Origin of the sequence: Winogradskyella eximia, assembly GCF_003386165.1 — a bacterium.
In the GTDB taxonomy this organism is placed as follows: domain Bacteria; phylum Bacteroidota; class Bacteroidia; order Flavobacteriales; family Flavobacteriaceae; genus Winogradskyella; species Winogradskyella eximia.
Genome location: NZ_QRDV01000009.1, coordinates 117855 through 131814, shown reverse-complemented (window position 1 = coordinate 131814; position 13960 = coordinate 117855). Strand labels below are relative to the sequence as shown.

Annotated in this window: 15 protein-coding genes; 7 read left to right on the top strand and 8 right to left on the bottom strand. The window is 33.3% G+C overall.

Going from position 1 to position 13960, the window contains the following annotated elements; translation table 11 throughout:
• Positions 1-104: 104 nt before the first annotated feature.
• The 7 genes from DFQ10_RS16705 (at position 105) to DFQ10_RS16675 (ending at position 9172) form a co-directional block, all read left to right on the top strand.
• On the top strand, positions 105-1058 hold the full coding sequence (locus DFQ10_RS16705) for a tetratricopeptide repeat protein (protein WP_115818591.1): 954 nt from the start codon (positions 105-107) through the stop codon (positions 1056-1058).
• 117 nt (positions 1059-1175) lie between these two features.
• The gene (locus tag DFQ10_RS16700; protein WP_115818590.1) at positions 1176-1850 is read left to right on the top strand and encodes a TetR/AcrR family transcriptional regulator; all 675 of its coding nucleotides are present in this window, start codon (positions 1176-1178) and stop codon (positions 1848-1850) included.
• 3 nt (positions 1851-1853) lie between these two features.
• The gene (locus tag DFQ10_RS16695) at positions 1854-3515 is read left to right on the top strand and encodes a peptidase domain-containing ABC transporter (protein WP_115818589.1); all 1662 of its coding nucleotides are present in this window, start codon (positions 1854-1856) and stop codon (positions 3513-3515) included.
• 11 nt (positions 3516-3526) lie between these two features.
• Positions 3527-4876: an HlyD family secretion protein gene (locus DFQ10_RS16690; protein ID WP_115818588.1), complete on the top strand. Its 1350-nt coding sequence runs from the start codon at positions 3527-3529 to the stop codon at positions 4874-4876.
• Between the two features lie 3 nt (positions 4877-4879).
• On the top strand, positions 4880-6283 hold the full coding sequence (locus DFQ10_RS16685; RefSeq protein WP_115818587.1) for a TolC family protein: 1404 nt from the start codon (positions 4880-4882) through the stop codon (positions 6281-6283).
• Between the two features lie 33 nt (positions 6284-6316).
• Positions 6317-7672: a UDP-N-acetylmuramate--L-alanine ligase gene (locus DFQ10_RS16680; protein WP_115818586.1), complete on the top strand. Its 1356-nt coding sequence runs from the start codon at positions 6317-6319 to the stop codon at positions 7670-7672.
• Between the two features lie 99 nt (positions 7673-7771).
• Entirely contained in the window at positions 7772-9172 is a 1401-nt protein-coding gene (locus DFQ10_RS16675) for a hypothetical protein (RefSeq protein WP_147299241.1), read from the top strand.
• 67 nt (positions 9173-9239) lie between these two features.
• Here DFQ10_RS16675 and DFQ10_RS16670 read toward each other — a convergent pair whose 3' ends face one another.
• The 8 genes from DFQ10_RS16670 to DFQ10_RS16635 all read right to left on the bottom strand — a co-directional run bounded on the left by DFQ10_RS16670 (position 9240) and on the right by DFQ10_RS16635 (position 13818).
• On the bottom strand, positions 9240-9974 hold the full coding sequence (locus DFQ10_RS16670; RefSeq protein WP_262510812.1) for a tRNA-uridine aminocarboxypropyltransferase: 735 nt from the start codon (positions 9972-9974) through the stop codon (positions 9240-9242).
• Between the two features lie 99 nt (positions 9975-10073).
• Positions 10074-10373 (bottom strand): immunity 53 family protein, encoded by a 300-nt coding sequence (locus DFQ10_RS16665; protein ID WP_115818583.1) that lies wholly within the window; start codon positions 10371-10373, stop codon positions 10074-10076.
• Positions 10374-10666: 293 nt separating this feature from the next.
• Complete coding sequence (locus DFQ10_RS16660) at positions 10667-11377, bottom strand: aromatic aminobenezylarsenical efflux permease ArsG family transporter (protein ID WP_115818582.1); 711 nt, start codon at positions 11375-11377, stop codon at positions 10667-10669.
• On the bottom strand, positions 11378-11818 hold the full coding sequence (locus DFQ10_RS16655; protein WP_115818581.1) for a nitrophenyl compound nitroreductase subunit ArsF family protein: 441 nt from the start codon (positions 11816-11818) through the stop codon (positions 11378-11380).
• Between the two features lie 19 nt (positions 11819-11837).
• Positions 11838-12812, bottom strand: coding sequence for a permease (locus tag DFQ10_RS16650; RefSeq protein WP_115818580.1), 975 nt, complete (start codon positions 12810-12812; stop codon positions 11838-11840).
• Complete coding sequence (locus tag DFQ10_RS16645; RefSeq protein ID WP_115818579.1) at positions 12805-13212, bottom strand: OsmC family protein; 408 nt, start codon at positions 13210-13212, stop codon at positions 12805-12807. Before DFQ10_RS16645 ends, DFQ10_RS16650 begins: the two co-directional genes overlap by 8 nt.
• Positions 13213-13223: 11 nt before the next feature.
• The gene (locus DFQ10_RS16640; RefSeq protein WP_115818578.1) at positions 13224-13460 is read right to left on the bottom strand and encodes a thioredoxin family protein; all 237 of its coding nucleotides are present in this window, start codon (positions 13458-13460) and stop codon (positions 13224-13226) included.
• 55 nt (positions 13461-13515) lie between these two features.
• The gene (locus DFQ10_RS16635; RefSeq protein WP_115818577.1) at positions 13516-13818 is read right to left on the bottom strand and encodes an ArsR/SmtB family transcription factor; all 303 of its coding nucleotides are present in this window, start codon (positions 13816-13818) and stop codon (positions 13516-13518) included.
• Positions 13819-13960: the final 142 nt, after the last annotated feature.

The window sequence follows — 13960 nt, the reverse complement described above, 5'->3', positions numbered from 1 at the left end:
AGTCTTATTGAGTGAAAGTCTTATTTGGATGAGTGAAGTTAACAATTTGTTGAGGAAACCGAGCGTTATTAAATTGTATTTTTGTCTAAAGATTTAATAATTATATGATTAGATATTTGTTTGTTTTAATGCTGTCGTCGTTCTGTTATTCACAAACTTCAATAGAGAATGCAGAAGCATTTATTGCTAAAAAGGAATTTGTAAAAGCGCAAAGCGAAATGCGTGCATTTTTAGAATCTAGTCCCAACGATTTAAAAGCTATTGAGCTTTTGGGTGATGCTTATGGTCACCAAAAAAAATGGGATAAAGCTATTGTTCAATATCAAAAATTAAAACAAAAACGTCCTGAAAATGCCAATTACCATTATAAGTATGGTGGAGCTATGGGTATGAAAGCATTAAGCATCAGTAAATTTGAAGCTTTAGGTATTATTGGTGATGTAAAAGAAGCCTTTTTAAAAGCTGCACAATTAGATCCAAATCATATTGAAACTCGTTGGGCTCTAGTAGAATTATATGTGTCATTACCAGGTATTGTAGGTGGAAGTTTTTCTAAAGCTAAAAGATATGCTGAAGAATTAGAAGAGCTCTCTAAAGTAGATGGTTACTTAGCAAAAGGCTATGTCTATGAATATGATGACGAGCCAGAACTTGCTGAAAAATATTATAGATTAGCCATTAAAGTTGGGGGATCTGTAACGTGTTACGAAAAATTAACGGACTTCTACGAAGGTCAAGATCAACCAGAAAAAGCCATTGGGAATTTAGAAGAAGCACAACAAAAACACCAACGTAATGCCATGCATTATCAGATAGGTAAAGTGTGTGCGGATTATAATATTCAATTAGAGAAAGGAGAAAAATGTCTAAAAGCCTATTTGTCTCATCATTCTTCTAAAGACGGTGTGCCTAAAGAATGGGCTTATTATAGATTAGCACAAATATATAAACATAAAAACGATAAGGATAAAGCTTTGGAGTGGATAGACAAAGCTATAGTTGGCTTGCCTGATATCGAAGTTTTTAAAGAGGAGAAAACTTCTATTACTAACCTCTAGTACTCAATAATACTTTTAATACATGTGGATTAAGCTTCAATTTTGAAGTAATAAATTTTTGTTAATTATTTAAAATTAATAGTAATACTATTATCTTTGCAATTAAATAATTCAATTATGAAGAGTCTACTTTCAAGTTTAAAAATTTCGGTTCCAGATAAAATCTATATTAAAGATCCTGAAACTTCAAAATTAGGTAAGAGAATCATAGAACATAGTATTCTTTTAATAGATGAAATAGGTTTTGACAGTTTTACCTTTAAGAAGTTAGGTGTAAAAATTGGGTCTAATGAAAGTTCAATCTATCGTTATTTTGAAAGCAAACATAAGTTACTTTTATACTTAACATCATGGTATTGGGCTTGGATAGAATACCAAATGGTATTTGCTACTTTTAATATGCCAGATGCTAAGCAACAACTCTTTAAAGCAATTGATGTTGTTACAAAAACGATTGAAGAAGATGTGACATTCTCTCACATTAACGAGATTGTTTTGAACAGAATTATTATTAATGAGTACTCAAAATCATACTTAACTAAAGAAGTCGATAGCGAAAACAAAGAAGGCTATTTTGTGGTCTATAAGCGAATGATTAAACGCTTACGTGATATGATTATTAATATTAATCCCGAATATAAATTTCCATCGAGTTTAGCAAGTACTATTGTTGAAGGAGCACTGCATCAACATTTTTTAAAATCGCATTTTACGTCAATTACAGATTGTAATAATGACGTCACTCCAGCGGACTTTTTTAAAGAACTCACTATTAACACTATTACTAAGTAAGGTATGATGAATATAAAAGAAGTGATGTCTCCGTGGGAAAGGCTAATAGGTCTTTTAAAACTAGAAAAAAGAGATGTTAGGCAAGTTATTTATTATGCCATTTTCTCTGGGTTTTTGGCCTTAACATTGCCCTTAGGAATTCAAGCCATTATCAATTTAATTCAAGGAGCTCAAGTGAGCACGTCTTGGATTGTTTTGGTTATTCTTGTAACCATAGGTGTTGCGTTTGTAGGGATATTACAATTGATGCAAATGCGTATTATTGAAACAATTCAGCAACGTATTTTTACTAGAGCATCGTTCGAGTTTACCTACCGTTTTCCTAAATTTAAAATGAATGAATTACGCGATAACTATCCGCCAGAACTAGCAAATCGATTTTTTGATACCTTGAATATTCAAAAAGGTTTAGCTAAGATTTTGGTAGATATTCCGGCTGCAATTTTACAAATTGTTTTTGCTTTAATTCTGCTTTCGTTTTACCACCCATTCTTTATCGCTTTTGGATTTTTGTTACTCATTCTAATTTTTATCGTATTTAAGTTTACGGCTAAAAAAGGCATGGATACGAGTCTTATGGAATCAAAATCCAAATATAAAGTGGCACATTGGATCCAAGAAGTAGCAAGGGCTGTCGTGAGTTTTAAATTATCTGGAAAAACGAATTTAGCTTTAAGTAAAAATGATGAATTGGTAAACGATTATTTAATCGCGAGAGAAAGCCATTTCAGAATTTTGGTTATTCAATTTATTCAAATGATAGGCTTTAAGGTTGTGGTAACAGCTGGTCTTTTATTAATTGGTGGTTTATTGGTTCTCAATCAAGAAATGAACATTGGTCAATTCGTAGCCGCAGAAATTATTATCCTTTTGGTTATTGCTTCAGTAGAGAAACTTATTCTCGGTTTAGAGTCTTTTTATGATGTGCTGACGTCACTAGAAAAAATGGGTCAGATTGTAGATAAAGAGTTAGAAATTCAAGATGGAGATAAGCCAGAGTTCAAAGATAATTTTGATATTGAATTAGATAATGTCTCTTTTAGAGTGCCAAATAAAGAGGATGATATTCTTAGTCATGTTTCCCTAAAAATTAAACCCAAAAGCAGACTGCTTGTAAAAGGAGAGAGTGGTGCGGGTAAATCGAGTTTATTACGATTAATAGCAGGAGTTATAGAGCCTACAAAAGGTAAAGTTTATTTAGATAAATTCATGCTTAGTAATATTAACCTCAATCATTACAGATCGCATCTTGGTTTATCTCTAGCAGACGAAACACCATTTGAAGGTACCATAAGAGAAAACATCACGTTTGGAAATCCTGAAATTTCAGATGATCAATTAATGTGGGCAATTGAAAATGTTGGATTGTATCAATTTATAAAAGAAAGTCCTAAAGGCTTAAATACTGTTTTATATCCTGAAGGCAGACAGATTTCATATACCATCGCAAAGAAAATTGTACTCGCTAGAGCTATAGTTGATAAGCCGAAGGTTCTCATTTTAGAAGATCCTCTAGATCAATTTGAACCTGTTGAAGTAAAAAGAATCATTAAGTTTTTAACTGATGAATCTAATCCATGGGCATTAGTTGTTGTAAGTAGAAATAACGATTGGTCAGCAAGTTGTACCCAAGTCGTTACACTTAAAAAAGGTGAAATAATCTAAAGAAACAGATCATGTTAAATATATCTCATAATCAATTACATAAGTCTGTGGACATTACCAAATCTAAATCAGGTAAGCGTGTGTTTCACGGCAGATATTACAAATACTTCAATCAGTTTTTAGCCGCATTTGCTATTATTGGTTTCATTATTCTATTTCTACCATGGACGCAAAACATTACAGGTAACGGTAATGTAACCACGCTGAGGCCAGACCAAAGACCACAAACGATTCAATCTCCCATTCCTGGAAGAATTGAGCAATGGTTTGTAAGCGAAGGTGATTTTGTGGCTAAAGGAGATACTATTATGAAAATCTCTGAAATTAAAAGTGAGTATTTCGATCCTAATTTGGTAGCACGTACAGGTCAGCAACGCGATGCAAAGGCACAATCTGTAGGTTCTTATGAAGAAAAAGTAAAAGCCTTAAACAGACAAATTGGTGCGCTGGCAAACGAGCGTGGTTTAAAACTAGAGCAGGCGAAGAATAAATTACTGCAATCTAAATTAAAAGCACAAAGTGATAGTATCGATTTTGAAGCGGCTAAAACAAACAAAGAAATTGCACAACGTCAGTTTGACAGAACGGTAACCTTGCAAGAAGAAGGATTTAAAGCCACTAGAGATGTTGAAGATAAACGATTGAAGCTTCAAGAAACAGAAGCCAAACTTATTTCTCAAGAGAATAAATTATTAGCAAGCAAGAATGAAATTCTCAATGCTCAATTTGAAATTTCTAGAGTGAATGCAGCATATTCGGATAAGATTTCAAAAGCGCAAAGCGATAAGTATACTGCACAATCTAGTCAGTTCGATACTGAAGCGCAAGTGAGTAAGTTAGATAATCAATATTCAAATTATCAAATGCGAAACAATTTACAGTTTGTTACTGCGCCTTACGATGGTTACATTAATAAAGCCATACGAGGAGGTATTGGTCAAACTTTTAAAGAAGGTGAAGCTTTGGTAGGTATTATGCCAGCAATAGTAGATTTAGCCGTTGAGACTTTTGTGAAACCAATTGATTTGCCGCTACTTTATGTTGGTGCTAAAGTCCGTGTTCAGTTTGATGGTTGGCCAGCAATTGTGTTTAGTGGTTGGCCAAATGTGTCTTACGGAACCTATGGTGCAAAAGTTGTCGCTGTAGAAAACTTCATTAGTGATAACGGAAAATTTAGAGTGTTATTAGCACCAGATCAAGACGAAGAAGCTTGGCCAAAAGATATTAGAGCCGGTTCTGGTGCATTTACCATGGCATTATTAGAAGATGTGCCAATTTGGTATGAGTTATGGAGGCAATTAAATGGTTTTCCTCCTAATTATTATAAACCAGAAGGAGCAACAAAAACAAAAAAGAAATAGCAGATGAGATTCATACTTACAGTAGTTCTTATTGGTTTTAGTGTTATCGGATTTTCACAAACGGAAGATTTATCTAATGTGCTTCGGTTTGATGAGTATTTAGGTTTTGTAAAGAAATTTCATCCTATCGTAAAGCAAGCCGAATTGGTTATAGACGAAAGTCAAGCAAAACTTTTGAAATCTCGTGGAGCTTTCGATCCAAAAATTGAAGTGGATTACAATCGTAAGAAATTCAAAAACACAGCGTATTATGATAGACTAAATGGGACTTTTAAAATTCCTACTTGGTATGGTGTAGAGTTGAAGGCTAGTTTTGATGATAATTCTGGTCAGTATCTAAATCCTGAAGCCTTCGTTCCCGATGATGGCTTATACAGTGCTGGAGTTTCGGTTTCCTTAGCTCAAGGTTTATTGATTAATAATAGAATGGCGGATTTAAAACAGGCCAAGTTGTTTAGAGAACAAGCTAAAGCTGATCGCGATATTTATGTCAACAACATCTTATTTGAAGCATCTTTGGTGTATTTTGAATGGTTACAAGCGTATAACGAGTTAACGTTATACAAAACTATTTTGGTCAATGCACAGTTGCGTTATATAGGTGTTCAGAAAGGAGTAGAAGTAGGAGAGAATGCAGAGATTGATGCTACAGAAGCGCGCATTGCTGTTAATAATAGAAAGTTGGGCTTAGAACAATCTAAGGTGAAATTGATGAAAGCGGCTTTAGAATTATCAAATTTTTTATGGCTAGAAAATAATATACCTGTAGAGTTGCAGCCCAATATTATTCCAGATATTAATACGGAACCAATTGTAGATGCCACATTCAATATTAATCAGCTTCGAGATCAGGATATGCTGTTAGATGAGCACCCAAAAATGATGTCGTTAGGTTACAAATTAGAGAGTTTGGAGGTTGATAAACGACTAAAAGCGAACAAGCTTTTGCCAAAGATAAATGCAGAATATAATTTCTTAACGGAAACACCAGATGTTGCGAGAACCTTTAATACGGCCGAATATAAAGGAGGATTAAATGTGAGTTTTCCATTGTTTCTAAGGAAAGAACGCGGTGATTTAAAACTGGCAAAAATTAAAATGCAAGACACAGAATTCGAAATAAATGCCACACGTGTTAGTCTAGAAAATAAGATTACGGCATTAAAGCAAGAATTAGAATCTTACGTCACTCAAAATGAAATCACCACAGAGATGGTTTCGGATTATCAGCGTATGCTACAAGCGGAAGAACGTAAATTTCAACTGGGTGAAAGTTCATTGTTTTTAGTGAATTCTCGCGAGTCTAAATTGATTGATGGTCAGTTAAAAGCTATAGAAATTCAGAATAAGTTTTTTAGTACTAAAGCGAAGCTTTTTAATAGTTTGGCTGTAAATCCTGAATTATAAATAGTATTTTTACGGTATACATTTAAGCATACTATGAACGTACATTTTATCGCTATTGGTGGTGCAGCAATGCACAATTTGGCCTTAGCACTTCACAATAAAGGTTATAAAGTTACAGGAAGCGACGATACCATTTTCGAGCCTTCAAAATCGAGATTAGAAGCTAAAGGCTTATTGCCAGATGCTTTTGGTTGGTATCCTGAAAAGATTACTTCCGATTTAGAGGCGATAGTTTTAGGTATGCATGCAAAAGCGGATAATCCGGAATTATTAAAAGCCCAAGAACTCGGTGTAAAGATTTATAGTTATCCTGAATTTCTATACGAACAAGCCAAAAATAAAACACGTGTGGTTATTGGCGGAAGTCATGGGAAAACAACCATTACATCTATGATTTTGCACGTGATGCATTATCATAATAGAGATGTGGATTATATGGTTGGTGCACAGCTAGAAGGTTTTGATGTGATGGTAAAACTCACAGAAGAGAATGATTTTATGGTGTTAGAAGGTGATGAGTATTTAAGTTCACCTATTGATATGCGACCAAAATTTCATTTATACAAACCTAATATTGCGTTGTTGAGTGGTATTGCTTGGGATCATATTAATGTCTTTCCTACGTATGAAAACTACGTGGAGCAGTTTAGCATTTTTGTAGATTCTATTGTGAGAGGTGGAAGTATTAATTATAACGAAGAAGATCCTGAAGTAAAACGAGTTGTGGAAGCTTCAGAAAATCAGATTCGGAAAATAGCATACAAAACTCCAGAATATACGGTTGAAGATGGAGAAACATTATTAGAAACTCCAGAAGGTCCAATGCCAATTGAAGTGTTTGGAGCACATAACTTAAATAATTTAGCTGGTGCCAAATGGATTTGCCAACATATGGGCATTGATGAAGACGATTTCTACGAAGCCATTTCTACGTTTAAAGGAGCAAGCAAACGTTTAGAGAAAATTGCCGAATCTAAGACAAGCGTAGCTTATAAAGATTTTGCACACTCACCAAGTAAAGTAGAGGCGACGACCAAAGCGGTAAAAGAACAATTTAGTGATAGAACTTTAGTAGCGTGTTTAGAGTTACATACCTATAGTAGTCTTAATGCCGAATTCCTAAAAGAATACAAAGGAGCTTTAGATGCAGCAGATGTTGCTGTTGTGTTCTATTCACCACATGCTGTAGAAATTAAGAAACTAGAGGAAGTTACAAAAGACCAAATTGCGAATGCTTTTGAGCGCGATGATTTAATCATTTATACCAATCCAGAAGACTTTAAAAACTTCTTGTTCTCTCAAAAATTTGATAATAAGAGTTTGTTATTAATGAGTTCGGGTAATTATGGTGGTTTGGATTTTGATGAGGTGAAAAACTTAATTAAGTAGTTTTATCATCCTGATTTTGTTGTAGGGTATTATTATTATTATTATTTTAGAGTAACAAATGGCTCATGAGCTATACTTATATAGTATAAGCCATTGCGTATGAAGTTCAATCATCTCTTTTATGATTCACATGTAAACTTCAAATCAATTTCTAAAAAGAGAATTGTTTTGTCGGTTTTACTTGGATTATTATCTGCAGTTATACTCTACAGCTTTTATGATGTTTTGCGAGAAACGGATAGGATGCTATTTCTTGATTTTGAGAATAGACCCATTATAATTCCTGAATCTGAAAGAAAATTATACAATTTATTCTTCGCTGCAATTTCAATGGTTATAGGAAATTCTATTGGTATTAGCTATTTGTTTTCTAGGCCTCAAAAAGCATTTTCAAGAAGAAACAATAAGCGCAATAGAGTTCTTAATGACCAAGCTTTTTTAGGACCAACTTTTCTTCATTGGTTTACAAAAATTTGGTTTCTATTTTGCGTTTTTGCTTCGCAATTTATGGGCTCGAAATTTATCGATAACTTTTTATGGCCTTCAATATTATTGGTTATTGTACTTTATTTAGATTCATGGAAAACGCTCATAAGCATTATTAAAAAGAACCGTTGGAAAATTCAAAGTATTCATTTGATAGTTTTTGTAGTTCTAACTTTTATGCTTAGTCATGTTAATTTTATAGATTATAAATCATTGGACGCGTCCATGATAGCTTCAAACCCAGCAGTGGATGTGCCGTCTAGTTTATACCTGAATGATAACTATCGTAGATATTATTATGATAATTTAGTCATTAAAATGGATTTTGATTCGAAGAATCGAGTCAGCTTATTTAATGAAGAAAATGAACATATAGAATGGTATGATTTATCCAAAGTAGTATTAGATTTTAATGAGTACCTATATAATTCTAGTAGAACGCTAATACGATTAAGGGCGAATAAAAATATACCTGTTAAGTATATTAAAGAATTTGAACTACAACTTTTAGAAATGAATCAATGGAGATTGGTCTATGAAGTTGCCAATAATGACGAATCGACTGCAAGCTATTATAATAATGAATTAGACAAGCATATTTCTCCTTCCTTACAAGACGCTTTTACAAGAATCGGAGAACCACCTAGAGTTCCAGGTTGGGATTTTTATAAAGATCAGAAGTTTCAAGATACATTAAGCGTTTATATTTCAGAAGGGATTAAAATAGATAATCGTGAGATTCCACTAAATATGCTTCCTGAAAAGCTCAAAAGTCATATTAATGAATCATCTATTATTGAATATATTTATGGAGAAAATGTAACCTATCAAGATTATATTGATGTGTTATCGGCCCATAAAACAGCAGCTTGGGAATTGAGAGCAACTGAAAATTTTGATAAGATAGATTCAGTAATTCGTAGAAATATATTCAGTCGTGATAAGAAACTTTCTGCAGAAATTAATCGAATTACCAGCAAGTATCCTTTTCGTATTACCGAACGTTTTGAATGAATTCAAGTAATTATAACGGTTTGAATTTTGATGAGGTGAAAGCACTTTTTAGAGCGCTATTATCCATTCAGTAATTGATCTCTTCTTGTTCAAAAACAGTATTTCTTTGCGTATTTGTCTTATAGATGTTCTTAGGACTAATTTCTCTGTTTGCCTTTGGACAATAGTTTTTACTATTTGGGTTTAGAATATAGTCGAGCTGATAATCAATCATTTTTTCAAAAGGAATAAGAAAGTCCTTCGTCTCGCATTGTTCTACGTTACCTTCTTTAAGTAAATTTAAAACCGTATAAACGGACTCAATAGTACTTAGACAAAGCGATTCTGGTTGCTGCTTAATAATAAACTTTGACTTTATTTTATTATCAAAACTCACTCTTTTTAGTTTTTGCAAGTTCTTACTTAATTTAAGCATTTTGCGAGCGCAAGGCCATGTACCATCAAGAATGAAGATGTGTGGAGTATCACCCATAAAAGAACTTATTTCAGAACTTTTTCTTGTGGATAAGTTGAAATTATCTTTTCCTGGATAAAGTAAGAAAGCACTTTTTTCATTAGTGAGTATGTCATTCACACGTTTATTATTGGTAAAATCTATACCAACTATAATTTCCGAATTTTCAAGTTGAAGATTAGTCATATGTCCCGTTCCGTTTTTTTCTTTTTTGTACTCCTTTGGGTGCATAAGAATAATAAAACGAGTCTTAGTCTGAAATGGACTAATATGTTTACAGATACATGTGCTTGAAGGCCTCATGCATTTATAACATGTAATTCTGTGGGTTTTTATATCTACTTGCAAGTCAAATATTTTTTTGTTTCTCTAATTGGCTATTGTACATAAATATACAGAGACTTTCTTTTTCCAATTATCGAACGCTTTAAATACGTTTATATACTATTACTCATTCTCAATCTTATCAATCATCTGCTTAAAAAGATCTAACAAAAAAATAAGTTTCCCAGCATCACCAGCTGCTAAAAATTTTGAATTTTCAACTTTTACACCATACCAATCTTGTCGATTGATTTCGTTAAGAATCCACTTGATTTCTAAATTGGCTATAGATGTTTTTGAGATATCAATTTCAACTTCCCAACCTGGAGTGTCTAATGTGGTAATCTGAATCACTTCAGCTTTTTCCCAATCACCATCACAATTATCTTTGAACCATTCTTGTATCCACTGTAAAATTTCCATTTGTATTATAAGGTATTGAATTTGATTTGTTGTATTTCTGTCAGTTCGAGTGATTTTTTTTCTTTTAGAAAAATCGTATCGAGAACCTCTAGGAAACCAAATGGTTCTCGATACATTTATTTAGTCTTCGTTGCACTTCCATTAACTAAACACTCGAACTGACGTTTTGGGTTTAATCAGAGTTTTTTTTAATCCATATCAATCGGCAACCCAAAGCCTGCAATATAATCTTTATCTCCTTATTTAGCGTCGTCTTGTGTAGAAGTTGAACGTATAAAAATACGGAGTCGTGTTTATTTCAATAATCCGGTGAAAATAGCAACATAATACAAGCCTGTGATAATAAAAACAACACCAGCAACGGCTCGCATAACTTTTTCAATTTGTGTAATTCTGTTATAAAATACACCAATTTTTCCAGCAGTAAAGGCTAGTAAATAAGTAAATAGAATAACAGGTAAGCCTGTTCCAAAGGCGAATATTATAGGTAAATAAAGTCCATCTGCAGACGCTATGCTCATCGGAATTAGCATTCCGAAAAATAAAGCTCCACTGTATGGGCAAAACGCTAAGGCAAAAACAACACCAATTAAAAAAGAACCGAGTAAGCCTTTGTCTTTAAATTTGTCGGATAGTTGTTCTTGAAAATTAGATGTTCCTAAAAAATTGAGACTGATAATATTTAGCATTATCAAACCAATTATAATTAATAATGGGCCTAAAAATTTTTCACCATTCTGATTAAAAAACCGCGCAATATGAAACTTGCTTGCTCCAAAATATAAGATCAGACCAATGGCTGTATAACTAAACCCTCTGCCTGCAGCATATAATAATCCGCTCAAAAATACCTGTCGTTTGCTCGCAATATTTTTAGAGATAAAAGCCGTTGCCGTAATATTTGTAGCCAAAGGACACGGACTAATTGCTGTCATTAGTCCAAGTATTAAGGCTGACAAAACGGGAATATTATAAGTCTCTAAAAGCGATTTGAGAACTTCCATTTAGAGCGTTTTTAATTCCGTATCTATTTTGGTTTTTAATTCTTTAGAAAACACGTCTTGATCATTTCCGTTCATAAAAGCAAATTCGGTTAAATCTATTTTGGTTTCTTTTCCGTTTTTAATCACATTTAAAATTAAGGCTGTACCTGAAGCTTCAAATTTTTCTGCGATTTGTTCATTTTCTTTTTCATCAACATTTATAACTTGAAACGTAATTTTGTCAGCTTTCATTTCATCTGAAAAATAGGTATCTAACGTAAATTTTGTATTGGTTTCAATGGCATTACAGGTCATACAACGATGTGTAGAGTGGAAGTCTAAAACCTCTATTTTACTTATTGCTTGATCTAAATTTTGCGTTTCACTTTTGTTTTTACCATTGCACGCTGTTAGCAGTAAACCTACTGTTAGAACTACTAATATTTTAATTGTTTGTTGCATTTGTATATTGATTTATAGTTTATAATAAGATGTTGAATACGTAACCTGATAGTATTATACAGAGCGTAATGACACCAAAGAAAATGGCTATCAATTTTAAGGACATTACTTTTTTTAACAAGGTGGCTTCAGGAATAGATAAACCTACGGTTGCCATCATAAAAGCGATAGCTGTACCCAAAGGCACTCCTTTAGCAACAAAAACTTGAATCACAGGCACAATACCTGCTGCGTTGGCATACATTGGTACAGCAACTAATACGGCAATAGGTACGGTCCACCATTCGCCACCTCCTAAATACGCACTAAAAAAGTTTTCTGGAACATAGCCATGCATGGCTGCACCAATAGCAATACCAATAATCACATACAGTAGAACGCTTTTTACAATATCCCAAGCTCCGTTTGTAATTTCAGGTAAGCGTTGGTAAAACGTTTTGTGTTCTTCTTCAAATTGGGCTTGTTGCATTTTATTTTCGAGAATCTGTTTTACCCAATCAGATAGTAAGGGTTCAAGATTAAATTTACCAAGAAGCCAACCACCAATCGTACCTAATAAAATACCTGAAGCGACATAAATTAATGTGGCTTTTACACCAAACATACCTATAAACATGGCTACCGCAACTTCATTTACTAATGGTGAGGTGATTAAAAACGAAAAGGTGACACCTAAAGGAATGCCGCCTTGTACAAAACCAATAAACAATGGTACCGAAGAGCAGGAACAAAACGGTGTTATGGCTCCAAAAATGGAAGAGAAAAAGTATTCTAAACCGTAAAGCTTTTTTTTATTCAGATAATCTTTAAGGCGTTCAATGGGGAAATAAGCATTTACAATGCCCATGATGAAAACGATAACGAAAAGCAGAATCAGAATTTTAAGCGTATCGTACACAAAGAAATTGAGTGCCACTCCTAAATGGGTTTCGGCACCAATGCTTAAGACAGAATAGATGAACCAATCGGCAAAATGTTGTAACCAATTAAACATTTTTTATGGTTTTAATGGTGCCAGAAATAGAACAGGATAATTTGATGGTATTGTAAATAGTTCCAAACTTTTCAATGTTCTTTTTTAATAATTCCACATTCAATTTATCGTCCTTGGTGTAAATGGTTAAATCATAATTGATGTTTTCCATTCGTGGCGGATTGTCGAGACGTGTAGCACTAACATTAAGCATTGTTTTGGTGTAGCTAAATTTCATCATAGTAGAAAAACGTTCTACATTTTTAAGCATACAAGCGGCAAATGAACCTAAGAATAATTCGGCAGGATTGGGTAAAGCTTCAGCGGTTTTAGACGTTGTGCCAAAATCTATATCTGATGCTTTAATATGAATAATAGCATCTTCATTAGATAGGGAAGAGGCTTTGATTTGATAATTCATAACCGTTCATTTTAATTTAAAAGTTTCAATACTTCGTCTTTTGAAGGGACTCTGCCTTTTATGGTAACAACATCATCGATGACTAAAGCTGGAGTTGTCATAATGTTGAATTTCATAATTTCCATGATGTCCTCAACTTTGTCAATAGTAGCATCAATGTTGTGTTCTTTAACGACGTCTTTAACCACATTAGTCATTGATTTACATTTTGGGCATCCGGTTCCTAATATTTTAATTACTTTACTCATAATACAGTTATTTGTTTATCGCCAATAGACGATAGGTTTTTAAAAAAAATATCAATCAAAAAAAATCTTGAAACAATGCTTTTGCAATTTTCCAGTTATCGTGATTAATACAGTACTTTATTTTAGGTGATTTTAATTCGCCTTGAATTAAACCCGCATTTTTCAATTCTTTTAAATGTTGAGATACTGTAGATTGTGCCAACGGAAAGACATCTACTAAATCTCCTGTGAAACAACACGATTGATTTTTAAGATGCTTCAAAATGGCAATCCGTGTTGGATGTCCTAATGCTTTAGCGAATTTGGCTAAGGCTTCGGTATTTTTCTGGTACTCTATGGTTTCTAAACTTCTTTTCATAGCTCTTATCGTAAATTTACGATGGGTTTTTGGGTTAAAATGTGACATTTGTCACATTAGCTTAAATGTTAGATATATTATAAGGGAAAGTATCTTTTGAGTACTGCTGTCATTCAGAATAGAGCGAAGCATTTCAATTACC